This is a genomic window from Desulfosceptrum tomskiensis (assembly GCF_049818055.1).
Taxonomy (GTDB): Bacteria; Bacillota; Desulfotomaculia; order Desulfotomaculales; family JASEER01; genus JBFLVT01.
In genome coordinates, this window is record NZ_CP187479.1 from 1,256,193 (window position 1) to 1,273,022 (window position 16,830).

A 16,830-nucleotide genomic window follows, 5' to 3' on the forward strand; every position below is an offset into this window, starting at 1 on the left:
TGCCGGGCTTCCTGGTATACTAAGGGTTGCGGATTGGCGCTCGGAGTGCTGAATTCACAGGTTTCGGGCTCATTAGAGTGTGCCGCAAGTGCCACGCTCCAAACCGCTTAACGCCATAAGAAGTTTGTGGTGGGCATAGCTCAGTTGGTTAGAGCGCCAGACTGTGGATCTGGAGGTCGAGGGTTCGAAGCCCTCTGTCCACCCCAATTATGTTATTGGGGCGTAGCCAAGTTGGTAAGGCAGCGGACTTTGGATCCGCCATTTCGTTGGTTCGAATCCAGCCGCCCCAGCCACAATACGAGCCATTAGCTCAGTTGGTAGAGCACCTGACTTTTAATCAGGGTGTCGCTGGTTCGAGTCCAGCATGGCTCACCATAATCGAGAATTAAGGCGCCCCTAGTCGGGCGCCTTTTAGTTTGGCGCCTTGACGATGCTTACTGCGGAGCCTTATAATAGTGACGCAACCGCGGGCGTGGCGGAACGGCAGACGCGCCAGACTTAGGATCTGGTGGGGAACACCCGTGGAGGTTCAAGTCCTCTCGCCCGCACCAAAGCTTTAAATAAAAAACCAAGGTTTCGGTCCTTAAACCGAAACCTTTTGTTTAAAACGTGGCGATGGATTCCCCGCGCATTCTAAGATGCGCAGTCACCCCCGCCTGTCTATGCTTTCACTTTCTCGTCCAGCCAGTGCAATGTGTGAGCCAACACCAAACCGTATACGGAAGCGCCAACAAAGTCCACCGCTGCTGTCGCCAGGTGCACCGGTATCTTGGGCCCCAACTTGAAGAGCAGGGTCAGTCCGTTGAAACCGAACCAGAGGGCCGTCCCGTAAAGCCACCCCTTTAAGAGGTAGTTCCTGCTCGTCGTTAGGGGCAGCAGATAGGCAAAGACTGCGCCCAGAATACCGACCTGAAGGATTTGGATCACTTGGGCAAAGGCCGCCGACAAAAAATTGTGGGGCCTGAAGCCGTACATCATGATTCCAGCCCAGTCAAGATAACGCAGTTCGCCAAGGTTTAGATAGTAAGAAGCAAGGCTGACGACATTCATGGCAACGCCGCCGACCAACCCGGCGACAAAACCCCTAGTCAGCCGGTCCTTGATTTCCAGGTCAAGAAGTCCGTCTCTGGTCGCCAAGTCAAAAGCATCCCCTCTCGCCAAAGTTTCCTGTAGGTAGATTATCCAAATCGGTTGTAAATCTATCCAAGGCGTTTAAACAGATACAGCGCTGTATCCTAAGATATGAAATGCCTGCGGAAGGTCGAAAGATTTCATATACAGAGAGATTATCAGATCCTAAATCTAGGACAACCGGAAAGGAGCAAAACAGTGAAGCCGATCTACCTCTCCTGTGGGGCCTGCGACTGCAAGGACTGCCAGCATCAGGAGGAATGCAAAGACGGGTGTTCCAGATGCCTGAAGGAAGCCCTGGTCACGACGTTCTGCACCGGGAGAAGAAGGAAGGTTAACTATTTGACCGAAAAGGAAATTCAGAAAGAGCAGGACCCCAACCTGTACCCGGACTACATGCCGTTCCGCAGGCGGGGCTTCTAAATCTTAACTTTAAAACGGAGGTAAAAGCCCGTGAAACCGACCGCTATCATCGGCGCCATCCTCCTGTCAATCGGCTTTCTCCAGCTCGTGACGGCGGTACGCGCGATGACACGGCCAGGAGCCCAGCGGACGATGTACCTGGGCATCTTCCTGGCCGTGGCCGGCTTCTATTTCCTCTTTGAGTTTTAAACCGTTGAGGTTGGATGCGGACCCCCTACCTTAGTACTATGGGGTCCACAATCGTGCCTACGTTCCTGATCCTTCCGTCCACTTTTATATTGATTTCGGCCTGGGTAAAGACGTCATTTCGGTCAATACGCTATTATTGCGTAGTTTTTGCTTATCCATCGAACTCGGCGACCAACAAAAACCCTGTCTTGCGAGGGGGTTTTGCAGTTGTCCTTCTATTACTCGGGCCACAGCAGCCCCAGTAGCATCGCCAGGTCTCTCCGGGAAACATACCGGCCGTCCTCGGGCAGTTGGCCGAGAGCCGTACGAACAGCGGGATAGACAGGTTCAGACTCCATTGCCCCTGCGGCGCAGTTTTCGCCAGCGACTGCTGGACCTACCGGAGGAATGCCGGCCGTATCCCCGCCGGTATCCGCTGGCGGCAGAGGGAAGTCAACAGTCTCCCTGTCAGCATCAATGGTAGGGTCCTCAGGAGCGCCGCTCACATCCTCGGCAGCATCCTCTACGGTTTCCGTACGTTCAAGGGATGCTTCAGGCGTACTCTCAGTACAGGCTTGTTCCACCTGATCCAGCCAAAACGTTTCAACTTTATCGGTGTTGAACAGCATCTCCATCTTCGCTAAGACTTGAACGCTGATAAATGTTTCCTGACACACGGGACATTTGTCCACCGGAACATCCGGAAAAACTAAATTCCGCCTGCGGATTAATCTTTTCAGATGGCGTTTGACAGGATATACGGCAGAGCAAGTGCAAGGCAAACGGGCTTCCGGGGCTTCTTCGGCGACCCGGAAGACGTAGAGCCCGGAGCCGCGCAGTCCCGCCAGCGCATTCAGGGAAGCCGAGTGAACCACCCCAAGCCTTCCGGCCTCTTCGTTACGCACCTGGACAAGCAGCCCGCGGACTAAAGAACGCTTTAAAACTTCCAGGCCGCCGTCTCGGAGATCGATAGACCCGACCGCCGAAACGGCGACCCTGAAGTCTTTGGACCGCGCGGCTTGCCGCAGCGCCTTTAACAGATCAGCCATCGCTATCGCACCCCTCAACCAATCCGGGGAACACAGGTTTCCCGTCCACTCCGGCCAGGGACTCGTTGATCAGTTTGGCAACCTCCCGGCGACTGCGGTTTTGCGCCAATGCACGTGAAAGAAGGACGGCCGTTTCCTCCCGGGTAACCGGCACGACCCCTGCAGCCTCCGCTGGAGCGGAGCTCTTCCATCCCACCCACGTGTCCAGGCGCAGCCTGATGTCCTGGAGACGCACCCCTTGCGACTTATACTTTTCGATGACCCGTAACACTTCCAGGTGTCCGCTATTATAGCAGGCCGGGCGAAAAGGACCCGGCACGTTCGGCGGAGGCAGGAGCCCCAACGTGGAATAGTAACGGATGGTGCGCACGGGGTTACGGCCAAGGTCAAGGCCCTCGCCAAGCGCTCGCTGTGCCAAGTCGTCCCGCTTATACACCGGCATCACACACCCCTCCCGGAAAAGTTGTTGCGAAGCCGCCCACCGTTACCTCGCCCGGGACAATTCGTCTTAGACCTAAAATACAATACGCTTGCCCAGGGCCCTTAATGACAAGTCGAAATACCAAAGAAACCACAGCAACAAGCCTGTCGAAAAACCCGGGACTCTTCAAAGACGACCCAGCACTCAATGGGGCTCCTCCAAAGTGAAAGTCTACGCTTAGTGAACAGACAGAGGTTTATCGAAAAATGTTCGACCATCGGATTGAGTGCTGGGCAGGGGAAGTTTTTCAACAGCTCCACAACGATTGTCGCAAACCGTCGACGAGTGATTTATATAGCAACAGATGGCAATAGGCAGGAATTATTAGTTATTTAGCAAATAATAGGTTAAAGCCGCAATATATCGAGGCAAAAAGATGACAAGAACATATTTCTATAATCGACACCTAACACTGCTTGTTGTGGGTCTCGTAATCGGAGGCATAATTGTCTATGCCACTCGTCAAAGTGCTGTTTCTCTTCCACCGCGATCGATCATCATTCTCCACACGCTGATCGGACTTTTAGCGGCGGCTTTGGCTGCCGTGATCTTTTTTAATGCCTGGAATTCCTATACGCGGTTTCAGTTTCAGGGCCGGCACTTCGTCTTCGGGCTGTTCTTTCTTTTTGCGGCGGTAACCGACCTGGCGCACATCCTCGCCTTTCCCGGAATGCCCCTGTACCAGCCCCACGCCCCGGACATAAGCGCCAAGGCCTGGCTGACCGGCCGGCTGGCACAGGCGGGCGCCTTCTTGTTCTGTCCCCTGATGACCGTCGAAAGCCGTATCAGAGTCGGTCCCTGGACAGCGATGACCCTGGCGGGAGCCCTGGCCGTAACCGCAGGCTTATTTCTGGGTTCCCGGGCACTGCCCGTCCTTTACACACCAGACAACGGAGTTACCGCCGCCAAGGTTCTCCTTGAGTTTCTCGTTATGTTCCTTTTCCTGGCCGCCTCTTATCTCCACCGCCGGAAACTGCGCGAAAGCAACGGCCTGCTCTTCCAATCAGCCTTCCTTATTATCGTGCTGGGGCAGCTTTGCTTCATCAGTTCCTCCAGCGAGTGGAGCACCGAGACGTTGCTGGGGCACTTGCTCCACCTCGGCGCCTATGCATGCTTCCTGGCCAGTTTAGTCAAAAGCCATTTTGACACGCCTTTCAAAAAGCTTGATGCCAAGTGCCAGCGCCTGGACTATGTTTTAAACAATTCCCCGCTCCCGATCGTCACTACCGAGATCGACGGCACCGTAACTTTCGCCAACCGCGCCTACATCCAGATGGCTGGTTCCACGGGTTTAAAGCAAGTGATCGGACGGCCGCTGGATGCGGTACTTCCGGGCCTGGCTCCCAGCGACCGGGAGGCCGTCCGGGAGACGCTTTCCGAGGGCAGAGCAACCGAGGTGCAGGGGACGCTGGTCTGCACGCCGGGGATCATCCAGCAGGTAAAGATCAACGCTTACCCCATCCGCGAAGAAGACGGCAAGATCCGGGGCGGCTTCATCACCGTTCAGGATGTTCAAGCCCAGGCCGATCTCGCCAATTTGCAGCGCCTGCACAGTACCGTTCTCGACCTTTCGATGGGGGCTATCGTGGTTGTCAACAGGAACGGGATTATAGCCGCGGTGAACCGGGAGGCCGAACGCCTGTTCGCGCTGGAACGCCAGAATATTCTCGGCAAGGATTACCGGACTGTGTTCCGGAAGAATTTGCAGTTGAAGACGGAGGTGGGCCTCTCCGCTGCCATCAAGACAGGAAGCCGCAGTGATTTTACCGAAGTCCAAGGCGCCAAAAACAAGTATTACCTGATAGCCACAGACGCCTTGCGGGACCAGCGCGGAGAGATCATCGGCGCCGTGGCCAATGTCGTGGACATCTCTCTCTGGAAAGCGCGCGAGCAAATGACGCAGCAGAGAGTCAAACTGGCCCTCGTCGGGCAGATGGCCGCGGGGATCACTCATGAAGTTAAGAATCCGCTCACGGCCATCCACGGCTTTTCCCAGCTCTTGATGGAACGTTACAAGAACGACGACACCCTCTACCAGCAGCTCCAAATTATCAAGGAAGAGGCTGAAAAGGCTTTTCAACTGATTACCGACTTTCTCCAGTTTGCCCGCCCCAAGGAACCCGTCGTCGAGCCGCTCAACATCGCTGAAGTCTTGCACAGCGTGGTTAACGTTATCGAGGCCGAAGCCTTCCTACAAAACGTCCGGGTGGAACTCTTCATCGAACCCGATATGGACCCGGTCAACGCCGACCGCGGCCAGCTCAAACAGGTATTGTTCAACCTCGCCCAAAACGCCATCCAGGCCATGCCTCAGGGAGGCACGCTGACATTTAAGGCCCGACGGCAGGGCCCGGGGCAGGTCTGCATCGCCGTCGCCGATACCGGGCAGGGCATCCATCCCGAAGACCTAGCCAAGCTCGGAACGCCCTTCTTTTCGACCAAGGAACAGGGTACGGGCCTCGGGCTTTCCATTTGTTACTCCATCATCCACTCCCACGGGGGCCAGCTGACGGCCGACTCCACCGTCGATCAGGGCACCGAGTTCAGGATCATTCTCCCATGCTCGCCACCCAAACAGTAAACGCCTACCGGTCGCACCCCGGAGCATCCAACCCACCTGCCTGGGGAACAAAATGCTCCAGAATGTCCCGTACCCCGCGGGTATACTCGTACGGAGAAACGTAGACGCTTGTCTCCTTTACGGTCGGGTGCGCATTCGCCGGACAGGTGGGGATGCCCACAGCCGTCAACATGGCGATATCGTTCAGGCTGTCTCCGATACCCACCATTTCCTGGACCGATATCCCCGTAGCCTCGGCCAGCATCAGGATGCCGCTCTGCTTGTTGACTCCTTTGGGGGTGATGTCGACGCACATGTTCGAACGCGTAAATTCCAGGCCTTCGTCGATAAGCTGGTCGCTCAGGCGGATATGCAGTTGTTCAACCGTTTCATCGTCTGTTGGGAAAAGGCTCAATCCTGTTTTTTCCCCCAGCCCGGGCCGGGCGCGCATCTCCGGCGCCTGCCTGGCCAGATCACGCCGCAACTCGCGCCAGCGCTCCAGGGCCGGTCCCTCCAGCAGCGGGTTGACTCGCACCTCCCCTTCATAAGGGTAGTAAAGATAGGCGCCGGACTCGATAACCGAAGGGGTCCGGGGCCAGATTGCCCCGAGAATGCGCAAGACGGCCGCCACGTAAGGCTGCGGACGGCCGGTGCAGAGGACCAGCCGAGGGAAACCCAGCGTTTCGGCCCGGCGACAATACTCCCTGACCATGGTGAAGCTGGTAAAGTCAAGCTCGCTGTCCCTACCGGGCATCAGGCACCCATCAAGGTCGACCGTAAAGAGTCTTACTGCATTCCCCAGCGCAGAGCACCCCTTTGCTGCAAGATACTTAACGACAATTTTTCCACGCCGTGCAATCCAATCCTCCTCCCCGCCCATCACTGACTTTTTAGTATGCTATTCAGCGGTCAGGCGCCGGTCAACAGCAACTGGAACGGTTTTTGCAGGAATTTGCTAGCAAATTCCTGCAATCCTGGGGACTGACGACAAACGAGCAAAATGCGATTAAACGGCCTCCTTTTGTGAGACACTGTGGGCAAAAGACACGGAGGCGGTACAAATGGCTTGCGGCGATTGCAAACACTTTATGGCCCACGCGCCTTTCTCGCACGGAAGAGGCACGTGCGGCACCGCGGAGGTTGCCGTGGACAGTTCCACCTACAACGCGCGGGAATGCCCCTACAACGCTTTCCTTCCCCGCGAAGAAGGCCTTTACGAAGAATGGTAGAAGGTCTTTGACAAAAACACCTTTGCCCTTGCAGCAAAGGTGTAAAAGTTCTCGTTAGTTGGCGTCCCGAGAGGGATTCGAACCCCCGACCCGCGGCTTAGAAGGCCGCTGCTCTGTCCGGCTGAGCTATCGGGACGCAATATCGCTGTAAGCTGTAGGAATTGAAGACATTGGCCTTTGGCCAATGTCGATAGTGTTCTATGGAGCGGGTGAAGGGAATCGAACCCTCGTACCCGGCTTGGAAGGCCGGTGCTCTACCACTGAGCTACACCCGCAGACAGACAGCATTATTATTATATACTAACTTGCATGCGCAGTCAAAATCAATTGCCGGCAAGTTGCCGCGGTAACTGTTATTCCGCTTTTTCTTCCTGCAGGACCTCAAGAACCAGGTCTTTGACTTTTCGCAGAGCGCGGCCCCTGTGGCTGATCCTGTTTTTCGTCGTGAGGTCCAGTTCGGCAAAGGTCTTGCCAAATTCCTCTACGTAAAACAAGGGGTCGTAACCGAAGCCGTTGTCCCCCCTGGGAGCATCAAGGATGATTCCTTCACTTGTTTCTTCCGCCGTGTATACCCTGCCGTCCGGTACGGCCAGGGCCATCACGCAGCGGAAGCGCGCGGTCCGTTTTTCCGGGGGGAGGCCGGTTAGGAGTCTCAAAAGCTTGGCGTTATTGGCGGCATCGCTCTTTGGTTCCCCCGCAAAGCGTGCCGAGTACACGCCAGGAGCCCCGTTCAGGGCGTCCACCTCCAGGCCGGAATCATCAGCAAGCGCAGTTTCTCCTGTAAGACGGGCCACCTCCCGGGCCTTGAAGATAGCGTTTTCCTGGAAGGTATCCCCTTCCTCCGGTATTTCACCTATTTCAGGATAATCTGCTAACGAGACAACTTCGACACCAAGGGGCCCCAGGAGGGCGGCAAGTTCCCTGACTTTGCCTGCATTCCTCGTGGCCAGCACAAGCCTACGCATCGTTCGCACCCCTTCCGATAGTCTCCCCGACCGAGCCCAGCACTTCCCTTTGGTACTTTATAAGATCGCTGATACCCTTTTCTGCAAGAGCAAGGAGCTGGTCTACCTCTTCCCTGCTGAAGGTAGCTTCCTCGCCGGTCCCCTGGAGCTCAACAAACCTGCCTTCCCCGGTCATGACGACGTTCATGTCTACTTCAGCCGCCGAATCCTCGGCATAAGCCAGGTCCAAAACAGGCTGCCCGTCAACGATCCCCACGCTGATCGCCGCGACAAAATCCTTGACCGGCATTTTAGGAATGACCCCCGAAGACACCAGGGCGTGGCAGGCATCGGCCAGGGCCACGAAGGACCCGGTGATCGAGGCTGTCCGGGTGCCCCCGTCGGCCTGGATGACGTCGCAGTCAATGATGATCGTCCGCTCGCCCAGGGCTTCCAAATCGACCACGGCCCGCAGCGAACGGCCGATAAGGCGCTGGATTTCCAGCGTTCGGCCCCCTTGCTTACCCTTGCTGGCTTCGCGGGCGACACGGACCTCGGTCGCCCGGGGGATCATGCCGTATTCCGCCGTCACCCAGCCCTTCCCCTGTCCCTTCAGGAAGGGCGGAACCTTATCGTCCACAGTCGCGGTGCAGATGACACGGGTGCCACCCATTTCAACCAGCACCGAGCCTTCGGCATACTTGTTGTAGTGCCTGGTAATCTTAACCGGCCTCATTTCTGCTGCTTCCCTACCGTCAAAACGCGGCATCGTACTGCCTCCCATCGTCTTCTTCCAGATCGTAAACCTGAACCTCTGCGGCTGTCAGAACTTCACGGCCGAAGGCCTCCCCGGCCTGGGTTTTCAAATCGTTCACGTCGTACTCGGGAAAGAGATGCGTCAAACTCAGCCAGCGCACCTCAGACCGCCGGCCGAGCTCACCCGCCTGTCTGGCTGTCATGTGGTTGTCCATCACAAACTCGATGTCCTTGTCGAGGCCGCTGGCTTCCGCCAAAAGCAGATCTGCCCCCCGGGCAAAGTCGACCAGCTCTTCCATAAACGCCGTGTCAGCGGTATAAACCAGGCGGCGTCCGCCGGCCTGAAAAGCCAGGGCCATGGAGGGCATAGCGTGCCGGACGGGCATCCACTCCACCCTGACCGGACCGACGTCGACCTTGCCGGCCCTTATTGTCGAATATGGGTGAATGATAAAGGTATCGGCGCAGATCTGTATGCGTTCAAAGTCTGGCTGGGGCTGGTCCGGCACGTAGAGAGGCAGGAGGCCCTTGGTGCGCGAACCGTCCTTCAGGGCGCCTTTGATAGCCTGCCTCAGGGCCGGCAGATCGGCGCAATGATCCGGGTGATAGTGCGAGATAAAAACGGCGTCAAGTTCCCGAAAGTCAATCAATCCCGAAAGTACGCCGAAGGCGCCGTGCCCCAGGTCGACCAGGATCTTGGTGTCGCCCGAGCGCAGGAGATAGCCCGAAGCGGCCGCCCCCGCCGCGGGATAAGGCCCCCAGCACCCCAGGACATTCAGGAGCATTGCCGATCCCCCCATCAACTGCCTTTCCCTTTACCTTATCCATTCCAAATTAACGGCAAACAGTCTTGGATTGCAACATCTCCAAAAATGCGTCAATCCTGATTTTTGTACGCGCATCCAGTTCTCCCGGCTTGTCCCCCTCGATGGTGAGGACGGGCAGCTTGACCTTCTGCCGGATAATCAGGTCCTCGATCTGCCGGTAGCAAAAGCTCTGGGCGTAATGGATCAGTCCCTCCACCCGGCGGCGTTCCACTTCGCGCCCGATATCATCCATGCGGTAAAAAATCCCGTAGGGATAGCTATACCGGCGGTATTGCTCCACCAGGTCGCCGGTTTGAAACGGCATGGTAAATTGCCTCTGCACCTCGTTGAAGACGACCCGGGCACCGCGTTCCTCCAGATAGGCGTAAAGCTGTCCCATGATCGGCGGAACACCGATGTACCCGATACGCACCTCGTTGGTCCTCGGCTCTCCGGCCCGGGCCTTCTTGATCAACTCCCGGACCTCCCGGCCGAAAGCCTCGGGATCGCCGTTGAAGTCGGAGCACGAGACCTGGTAAAGATGGTTGTCCCACCCGCTGACACGGTTTTCTTCCCAAGTCAGGCGGTCCAGTTCGTGCACATCCCGGCGTACTGCGTCAAGCCTGGCCTTGGCTTCATTAACGGCCACCCAGTCAACCTTGAAATGCTCCATCAGCTTTTCGACGGAGAGCTTCAGCAAATCGTAGTCGCGGTCGTAAGGGAAAGCGAAAGGGACGGTGGTAATGCCGGCCAGTTCGAGTGTTTCCATCAAGGCGTGGGTATTTGAACAGTCACCCTGCGTCACGGCGATAACCACGCGGATGTCCTCGCTGGCCAGCACCGTGCTGTAAATGCCCTTTATCCACGCGCAGACGTTGCGGGGATAACCCGCCAACTCCGCCTTTTCGACCAGCCGGCCGGGATTGTCGCTGGTGATGAAGACGTTATTCAGATCGACGGGTACCCATCCGGCGGCGTACACCACCTCTACCGGTATCGTCGTTGTAAGGCCGACCTTGTTTGCGCTCACGGGAGACACCTCGCCCCAAACCACTTTAGCCCGTCAGCCGCAATTCGTTAACGCGCAACAGCTCGCGCTGCAAGCACAACCCCGCCACACGGGCGAAAGAAGCGGCATCACCGCTGACGTAAAACCGGTGGTTCGGCGCGCTCACCCTGGGGGAAGCCAGCAAGCCCAGCGCATCCAGCTCGTTACGGGCTGCCGCCACCGTAGCCGCAGCCGGATCGACGAGGGCGATTTCGGGCCCTAGAATTTTACAGATAAGATCGCGCAGGAAGGGGTAGTGGGTGCATCCCAAGACCAGCGTATCGATGCCTCTGCGTTTCAAGGGATCGAGGTATTCGCGCAGGGCGGCCTCGGCACGTATGGAGGCAAGCTCGCCCGCTTCAACCAGAGGCACGAGTTTCGGCGCCGGCATATCCAGAACCTCCGCTTCCGGCGACAGTTGCCGGATAACTCGAGCGTACGCCCCGCTGCGTATGGTCGCCTCGGTGGCAAGAACTCCTATACGGCCGTTGCTCGTCGCCCGGACGGCGGCACGGGCGCCGGGTTCGATCAGCCCCATCATCGGCACGGGATAACGCTCGCGCATGACGCCCAGTGAAACAGAGGAACTGGTGTTGCAGGCAAAGATAATGTACTTGGCTCCCTGCTGGACCAGAAAGTTAATGATACGATCAGCGAAAGAAATCAGCTGGCTGACCGGGCGCCCGCCATACGGAACATTGGCTGTATCACCGAAATAAACGATTTCTTCGTGGGGCACCTGCCGGAAGATTTCTTCCACGACGGTAAGCCCGCCCACCCCGGAATCAAAAAGGCCGATGGCCCGACCTTCGCCCAAAAGTTTTCCGCCTCCTTGCGTGGCCCGCATGTTCCTTCTCCATTATAAACGCTGCTGGAGGAATCGTGCTTGCTAAATATTGCTGGCTGCAATTAAGAGGCCGCGCTGCAAACGCGGCCTAAAGACCCGGTGCTTTTGAATACCGCCGCCCGGCGGATTTCGAAAGTCCGGGCATTTCGTAATGACATCGAACCGGACAACCTAGTTGCCCAGGTAATTAATAATGCCCCTTACTATCGCTTGCGCGGCATTGTTCCTAAAGCTGTCGGTCGACAGCAGGGCTTCCTCGTTCGGGTTGGAGATGAAGGCCACCTCGACAAGGCAGGAAGGCATGTTCGTGTACTTGGTAACGGCGAAGCCGGCCGTTCTTACGCCCCCGTCCTTAAGGCCCAGCACCCGGACCATTTCATCCTGCACGGCGCAGGCCAGACGCTGGCGCTCGGCGGTCTCCCCTGAAACGTTCTGGGCGGAATAGTACGTGCTCGTCCCGTTATAACTGCTGCTGTAATTGGAGTTACAATGCACGCTGACGAAGACGTCGGCGCCGTGGTCATTGGCAATCGCTGGTCGGCGGTCCAGTTCGACGTACTCGTCCGCCGAGCGGGTCAAGACGACGTTGATGCCTTCCTGTTCCAACAGGCGGGCGGCCTCAAGAACAATCGCCAGGTTGACCTCTTTCTCCTGAAGACCCGTCGCGCCGATGGCGCCCGGATCCCTACCGCCGTGACCGGCGTCAAGGACGACTGTCCGGTCGGTGAGAGCGCCGCTGGCCCGCCAAAACTCGACGACTAGTGAGCGCTGATCCGGAGAAAGCTGGGTCTTGTAGCGTGTCGTGGCGAGGGAATCAACAAGGTCGGCAACAACCCGGGCCTTGGTTCCGCCGTCCTGCCACCCCGTACGGATTCCGGTCAATACGGGAGAATTAAGCGCGATATCCCCGGGAAGCTCGCCTTTAGGAATACCGGCGATGTCCACAACAACCCGATACGGGTTGCGCAAGGTAAACAAGGCGTATTCCATGGCGGCCGGCGCTTGAATGATAACCCTGGTCCGGTTTTCAGAAACCTCGGTCTTGATGGTGAGGTTGTCTCCCTGGAACTCGTCACCGCGGGAAGGCTGGCTCGTACCGGTGATGGTGACTTCGCTGAGCCTGACCCAGCCCGTCGCCCCGCCGGGCGTCTCAACCCGCAGCCATTCACCGGAGACCGCGGTGATAGGTAGCGAACTCCCCTTACTAGCGCTGGCGATCGAGCTTGAGCCGGCGCCCGCCCCGCTGCGAATATCGATAACCGGGACCGCAACCTGGGCCACCTTTCCGACCAGCGAACTGTTGGAACCCGATGGAGGGTTGTTACCCGCGGGCGGCCCGCTTCCCGTCCCCGGGCCGCTTCCGCCAACCGGGGGCAGGCTGGGGTTACCCGCGCCGTCCTGCGCTCCGGCGTTTTCAATGCGGGCAAGGTCGTTCCGGACATAACCCTGTTGCCCGGATGAAAGCGAGACTTTATACCAGGAGCCCGCCTTGCTAAGAACCGGAAGGCGGGTTCCCTGCGCAACCATAGTCACCAAAGCGTAAGAAGTACCGGGACCGCTGCGAATATTGACCTGAGCGCCCGTTATCACCGCTACCTGGTTTTGTGTCGCCGGGGGTTGGTTATCACCGTCCGTCCCTGGCGGGGGCGGCGCTGCGGCCTGGACCTTTACAAGCCACCCGGCCACCCATGCCGTTAGGCCGGCGCTTGTTTTAATCTTGAACCAGTCGCCTTGTTTGGCGAGCACAGCAAGGCGATCCCCCTGGTTGACCTTGCCCGCTATACTGAAGCTCGTTCCGGGGCCGCTGCGCAGGTTCGCCCAGTTGTTCGTCACCACGGCCACCTGCCCGGCGGTGCCGGCTGGAACAGGCGGCGGCGCCACCGTCTTAACGCTGACCAGCCAGCCGGCCACCCAGGCGGTTAAACCGCTACCTGTCTTAACCTTGAGCCAGTCGCCCTGTTTGGTGAGCACAGCGAGGCGCTCTCCCTGCTTCGCCTTGCCTGCCAGGCCGAAGCTTGTTCCGGGGCCGCTGCGCAGGTTGACCGAGGGACCCGCGACCACGGCTACCTGACCAGCGTTACCGGAACGGGCGACTGTCCCTTCAACGCGCACAAAGTCAGCCGAAATCCAGCCCGTTACCCCGGAACGGTTGACCTTGTACCAACCGTTGGCGCTTGATAAAATATCCAATCGCTCACCGCGGCAGGCTTTACCGACAATTCCGTAGCCCAAGCCGGGACCGCCGCGCATGTTGAGGACGTCGGTGGTGACAACCGCCACCTGGCCGGCCTCGGCACCGGCTGTTACGAAAAGTTGAGCAAAGACTAACCCGACAAACAAGATGAACAGGCACAGAAAGTCCCTATAACGGCACAAAGAATTCCCTCCTGGTGTAACGTCTTACTGTCTTGGTTAATTCTACAAATTTCGAGAAATTCCTCTTCCAGGCGATACCAAAAGCATGTGGAAATGCCATGTACAGTAAAACTAACCATCAGGCTTCTAGAACGTTAACCCCCTTTCAGCGTGATTTGTGTCAAAAAAATGAGAAATAATAACTCGAGAAGTTGCGCCGTAAAGTGTACAAAACCCAATGAAGACACTTCTACCGAAAGGATGAAGAATTTGCGCTATACACTTCTAGTGCTGGCCCTGGTATTTGCGTCTGTCTTCGGCATGCCGGGGAAAGCCCTGGCCGGCCCGTATTTTGTGTGCCCCGTCGACTGTGATTCCATTTCGACGCTCTATCCTTATGCCAAAGGGCCGGCAGAGGACATAATGGCCCTGCAACAGGAACTAAAGCAGATCGGACTCTACGCGGGCGCCATTAACGGCATATATGACGCCCGTACTCTTGCGGCGGTTTGCAAGTTTCAAACGATGAATCATCTTGAGCCGAACGGGATTGTGGACGCCAATACCTGGGGGGTCCTGGCAAGGTCCGTCGAGCCCGTAATAAAGAAAAGAACGCCCCCTCCCAAAGGAGAGGTGGCAATCGTTATTGACACCAGAACACGGAAGCTGATTGTTATGGACGACGGTATGCCCCACCGTGTTTTTCCCTGCGCCGTCGGCAAACCGGAAACGCCTTCCCCGGTTGGAAACTGGAAGATTAAGCGCAAAGCGGCCCACTGGGGTTCGGGATTTGGTTCGCGCTGGATGGGTCTATCAGTACCGTGGGGCATCTACGGCATCCATGGGACTAACAAGCCGGGTTCCATCGGGACTTACGCGAGTCACGGGTGCATCAGGATGTTTAACAGCCACGTGGAAGAGTTATACCGCTGGGTGAAGGTCGGAACACCGGTTTACATTATCGGCAATCCCCTGGGGCCTTATCCACGGCCGGTCCTGGTACTCAACTCACGAGAACCGGCTGTGGTGGAGGTCCAACGTGTTTTAGCAAAAAAAGGATACTATAACGGGCCGGTTGACGGCATTTTTGGTAGTGCTATGCTGAAAGCGGTCATCCAGTTCCGTAAAGACAACAAGCTGCCATACGACAACAGAGTCGATGGGAAGATGTATGAATTGTTGGGTCTATAGGCCCCAACAATTCATACGTTCATTCGGCACTCAGATTCAGCATCGGAAAGGGAAGATGGAATCGCTGTTGCGAATTCTGAATGACATTATTCGAAAACCATTAGGTAACGTTAAAAAGAGATGTCCACCCCGGGGCGGACATCCCTTCAATGTTCCTCCAGACCTTCAGCCGGAGAGGCTCGTGTTCTCCCGGGGCTGGTTCAACTGGACAATGCGGGGTTTAAAGTTAAGCTTTTTCAACAGTGCCATGTATTCCTCGCGCGGGATCTCCCGCCAGGGCTTCCCGATAAGGGCGACAAAGACGCCTTCCAGAACGTTGGTGCCAAACGAGCGCCCGTCAAACTCCGGCGTAGTTGTAACCAGGTAACCGGCTCCGCGTTCCCTTAGAAGGTCCACATCGGCCTTAGTCGTGGTATTGGTAATAATTATCTTCCCCTTCAAATCGAGAGGCAGATACTTCCTCACCAGGTGCCAGTCACCGGCGATAACATCCATGCCCTCGAAGAACGGCGCAAACTTCCGCGCTTTCTTTTCGTCCTGGATGTCTTGCTTCTTTCCGGTGGGGTACAAGAGTCGAAACGGAAGTTTTGAGATAAAAGGCAACAAGAGCCGGGCCAGGATGCTCAGTTGCCGGATCGTCCTGATCCTGAAAGGCACCCCCAGAACGAAGATCAGGTCGCCGAAAACCGTCTCGCAGCCGACATCGATGAAGGCCTGGGCCATGCCGAAGCGGTCAGTCGCGCTGACCATTAAAACCCTGGTGCCCGGGGGTAGGATGTCGGTCTCGCGAGCCAGGTGGTGCACAACCTCGCGTTCCAGGGTCCACTTCAGCCCGCTTCCGTCGACGACGGGAGTTTTCTTGACAGCCCTCATCAGTCTCAGGCCGTCGCGGATAGCGTACTCGCGTTCCCCGACATAAAGAAAAACATCGATGCCTCCCAGTCCTATAGCATCGACCTTTCCGTCAAGCTCACGCAGTGTAGCCAGCGCCTTTCCGAAATCGCCGTCCGTGCCTATCCGGCTGATTTCAAACTGCTGCCCAAGAAGCTCGGCTTGGACAGTCTTGTTCCGTTTGGATGACCCCAGACTGACGCTGACGACCTTTCTGAGGCTCATACCCATCCCCTCCTGACTGTGTCCATTCTAACCAATAATTCTCAGCTTGACAAGCCTGGCCTAAAGCCGCCGGCCTCTCCGGCACGGTTAAGAATTACTTGTGTTTCGTCTTCCAGCTTAACCGGATATAAAAGGATAAATACGGAAAACAAAGGGAACGAACCTTCGGCTCGTTCCCTTTGTTCAATCACCGGTGTTTAGCGCGCCCTATCTTTCGTGCTTGACCCTTTTTACAACGACCTTTCCGGCCACAGACCGGTCCGACTCCGGATCAAAGATCTCGCCGGGCGGCATGGTCTCCCTGCTGACGTACCCGTAATCTGTCGCAGAGGGTTCCAGGCGGGCGGCGTCCCTGGTTCCCTTTTCTGTTCCCCCACCCGGGCCGGCTGCCCTAATCATTGCCGTAACCCCTGCCTTCGGAGCCCGAAGTGTGGTCGGTCCCGAAACCCTCGTCGTCGTTGGCGATAACCTCATCAATGTAGGCGCCGGGCGGAACGTCGGGCTTGTCCGGAACCTTGTCTTCGAGGAATTCGTCGGCATCAACGTCGAAGTGCTCAGCGGCGAAGGCACCGGCTTCGCCTTCGAAGCGCACATCCGTCCCCAACCCGGGCCTCGCGTCTCCGCTGGCCAGACCGTATCCGGTGTTGCCCGGCATGCTTTTAAGCTTCTCCACTTCGTACCCCTCCGTCTGTATATCTTCTATTTTTCATATCCTTCATATCCTTC

18 protein-coding genes and 6 tRNA genes are annotated in these 16,830 nt (G+C 57.1%); 9 read left to right on the plus strand and 15 right to left on the minus strand.

The window, feature by feature from the left end:
* Positions 1-129: 129 nt before the first annotated feature.
* The 4 genes from ACPV0M_RS06385 to ACPV0M_RS06400 all read left to right on the plus strand — a co-directional run bounded on the left by ACPV0M_RS06385 (position 130) and on the right by ACPV0M_RS06400 (position 551).
* Positions 130-206: transfer RNA gene (locus tag ACPV0M_RS06385), tRNA-His, on the plus strand.
* A gap of 10 nt (positions 207-216) precedes the next feature.
* A tRNA-Gln gene (locus ACPV0M_RS06390) sits at positions 217-293 on the plus strand.
* A 6-nt stretch (positions 294-299) separates the two neighbouring features.
* A tRNA-Lys gene (locus tag ACPV0M_RS06395) sits at positions 300-375 on the plus strand.
* A 91-nt stretch (positions 376-466) separates the two neighbouring features.
* Positions 467-551 (plus strand) — tRNA-Leu (locus ACPV0M_RS06400).
* A gap of 109 nt (positions 552-660) precedes the next feature.
* On the opposite strand, the gene ACPV0M_RS06405 is transcribed toward ACPV0M_RS06400, so the two are convergent.
* Positions 661-1,137 carry a DUF6789 family protein gene (locus tag ACPV0M_RS06405; RefSeq protein WP_425619852.1) on the minus strand — a complete coding sequence of 159 codons (477 nt, stop codon included), beginning with the start codon at positions 1,135-1,137 and terminating at the stop codon, positions 661-663.
* Positions 1,138-1,329: 192 nt separating this feature from the next.
* On the opposite strand from ACPV0M_RS06405, the gene ACPV0M_RS06410 reads away from it, so the two are divergent.
* Both ACPV0M_RS06410 and ACPV0M_RS06415 read left to right on the plus strand, forming a co-directional pair.
* Positions 1,330-1,554: a hypothetical protein gene (locus ACPV0M_RS06410; RefSeq protein ID WP_425619853.1), complete on the plus strand. Its 225-nt coding sequence runs from the start codon at positions 1,330-1,332 to the stop codon at positions 1,552-1,554.
* Between the two features lie 30 nt (positions 1,555-1,584).
* Positions 1,585-1,743: a hypothetical protein gene (locus ACPV0M_RS06415; RefSeq protein WP_425619854.1), complete on the plus strand. Its 159-nt coding sequence runs from the start codon at positions 1,585-1,587 to the stop codon at positions 1,741-1,743.
* Positions 1,744-1,961: 218 nt separating this feature from the next.
* Here ACPV0M_RS06415 and ACPV0M_RS06420 read toward each other — a convergent pair whose 3' ends face one another.
* On the minus strand, positions 1,962-2,771 hold the full coding sequence (locus ACPV0M_RS06420) for a hypothetical protein (protein WP_425619855.1): 810 nt from the start codon (positions 2,769-2,771) through the stop codon (positions 1,962-1,964).
* Positions 2,764-3,213, minus strand: coding sequence for a MerR family transcriptional regulator (locus ACPV0M_RS06425; protein ID WP_425619856.1), 450 nt, complete (start codon positions 3,211-3,213; stop codon positions 2,764-2,766). The genes ACPV0M_RS06420 and ACPV0M_RS06425 overlap by 8 nt, the downstream gene beginning before the upstream one ends.
* Before the next feature lie 583 nt (positions 3,214-3,796).
* Between ACPV0M_RS06425 and ACPV0M_RS06430 the strand changes: the two genes are divergently transcribed.
* Positions 3,797-5,833 carry an MASE3 domain-containing protein gene (locus tag ACPV0M_RS06430; protein WP_425619857.1) on the plus strand — a complete coding sequence of 679 codons (2,037 nt, stop codon included), beginning with the start codon at positions 3,797-3,799 and terminating at the stop codon, positions 5,831-5,833.
* 4 nt (positions 5,834-5,837) lie between these two features.
* Here ACPV0M_RS06430 and ACPV0M_RS06435 read toward each other — a convergent pair whose 3' ends face one another.
* Positions 5,838-6,566, minus strand: coding sequence for an HAD family hydrolase (locus tag ACPV0M_RS06435; protein ID WP_425619858.1), 729 nt, complete (start codon positions 6,564-6,566; stop codon positions 5,838-5,840).
* A gap of 307 nt (positions 6,567-6,873) precedes the next feature.
* On the opposite strand from ACPV0M_RS06435, the gene ACPV0M_RS06440 reads away from it, so the two are divergent.
* Positions 6,874-7,041 carry a hypothetical protein gene (locus ACPV0M_RS06440; protein WP_425619859.1) on the plus strand — a complete coding sequence of 56 codons (168 nt, stop codon included), beginning with the start codon at positions 6,874-6,876 and terminating at the stop codon, positions 7,039-7,041.
* A gap of 59 nt (positions 7,042-7,100) precedes the next feature.
* Here ACPV0M_RS06440 and ACPV0M_RS06445 read toward each other — a convergent pair.
* The 8 genes from ACPV0M_RS06445 to ACPV0M_RS06480 form a co-directional block, all read right to left on the minus strand.
* Positions 7,101-7,177: transfer RNA gene (locus ACPV0M_RS06445), tRNA-Arg, on the minus strand.
* A 65-nt stretch (positions 7,178-7,242) separates the two neighbouring features.
* A tRNA-Gly gene (locus ACPV0M_RS06450) sits at positions 7,243-7,316 on the minus strand.
* A 78-nt stretch (positions 7,317-7,394) separates the two neighbouring features.
* Positions 7,395-8,006, minus strand: coding sequence for an XTP/dITP diphosphatase (locus ACPV0M_RS06455; RefSeq protein ID WP_425619860.1), 612 nt, complete (start codon positions 8,004-8,006; stop codon positions 7,395-7,397).
* The gene (rph, locus tag ACPV0M_RS06460) at positions 7,999-8,754 is read right to left on the minus strand and encodes a ribonuclease PH (protein ID WP_425619861.1); all 756 of its coding nucleotides are present in this window, start codon (positions 8,752-8,754) and stop codon (positions 7,999-8,001) included. The genes ACPV0M_RS06455 and rph overlap by 8 nt, the downstream gene beginning before the upstream one ends.
* Positions 8,741-9,526, minus strand: a complete 786-nt coding sequence (locus ACPV0M_RS06465; protein WP_425619862.1) for an MBL fold metallo-hydrolase — start codon at positions 9,524-9,526, stop codon at positions 8,741-8,743. Before ACPV0M_RS06465 ends, rph begins: the two co-directional genes overlap by 14 nt.
* A 49-nt stretch (positions 9,527-9,575) precedes the next feature.
* Complete coding sequence (locus ACPV0M_RS06470; RefSeq protein ID WP_425619863.1) at positions 9,576-10,577, minus strand: 2-hydroxyacyl-CoA dehydratase family protein; 1,002 nt, start codon at positions 10,575-10,577, stop codon at positions 9,576-9,578.
* Between the two features lie 25 nt (positions 10,578-10,602).
* Positions 10,603-11,412, minus strand: coding sequence for a glutamate racemase (gene murI, locus ACPV0M_RS06475; protein ID WP_425619864.1), 810 nt, complete (start codon positions 11,410-11,412; stop codon positions 10,603-10,605).
* A 201-nt stretch (positions 11,413-11,613) separates the two neighbouring features.
* A complete protein-coding gene (locus tag ACPV0M_RS06480; protein ID WP_425619865.1) occupies positions 11,614-13,818 on the minus strand; it encodes an SH3 domain-containing protein in 2,205 nt (734 codons plus the stop codon).
* A gap of 240 nt (positions 13,819-14,058) precedes the next feature.
* Between ACPV0M_RS06480 and ACPV0M_RS06485 the strand changes: the two genes are divergently transcribed.
* Positions 14,059-14,988, plus strand: a complete 930-nt coding sequence (locus ACPV0M_RS06485) for a L,D-transpeptidase family protein (protein WP_425619866.1) — start codon at positions 14,059-14,061, stop codon at positions 14,986-14,988.
* A 165-nt stretch (positions 14,989-15,153) separates the two neighbouring features.
* Here ACPV0M_RS06485 and ACPV0M_RS06490 read toward each other — a convergent pair whose 3' ends face one another.
* From ACPV0M_RS06490 to ACPV0M_RS06500, 3 genes are all read right to left on the minus strand, one after another.
* A complete protein-coding gene (locus ACPV0M_RS06490) occupies positions 15,154-16,104 on the minus strand; it encodes a quinate 5-dehydrogenase (protein ID WP_425619867.1) in 951 nt (316 codons plus the stop codon).
* Positions 16,105-16,311: 207 nt separating this feature from the next.
* Complete coding sequence (locus ACPV0M_RS06495; RefSeq protein ID WP_425619868.1) at positions 16,312-16,503, minus strand: hypothetical protein; 192 nt, start codon at positions 16,501-16,503, stop codon at positions 16,312-16,314.
* Positions 16,496-16,777: a hypothetical protein gene (locus tag ACPV0M_RS06500; protein WP_425619869.1), complete on the minus strand. Its 282-nt coding sequence runs from the start codon at positions 16,775-16,777 to the stop codon at positions 16,496-16,498. Before ACPV0M_RS06500 ends, ACPV0M_RS06495 begins: the two co-directional genes overlap by 8 nt.
* Positions 16,778-16,830 lie beyond the last annotated feature (53 nt).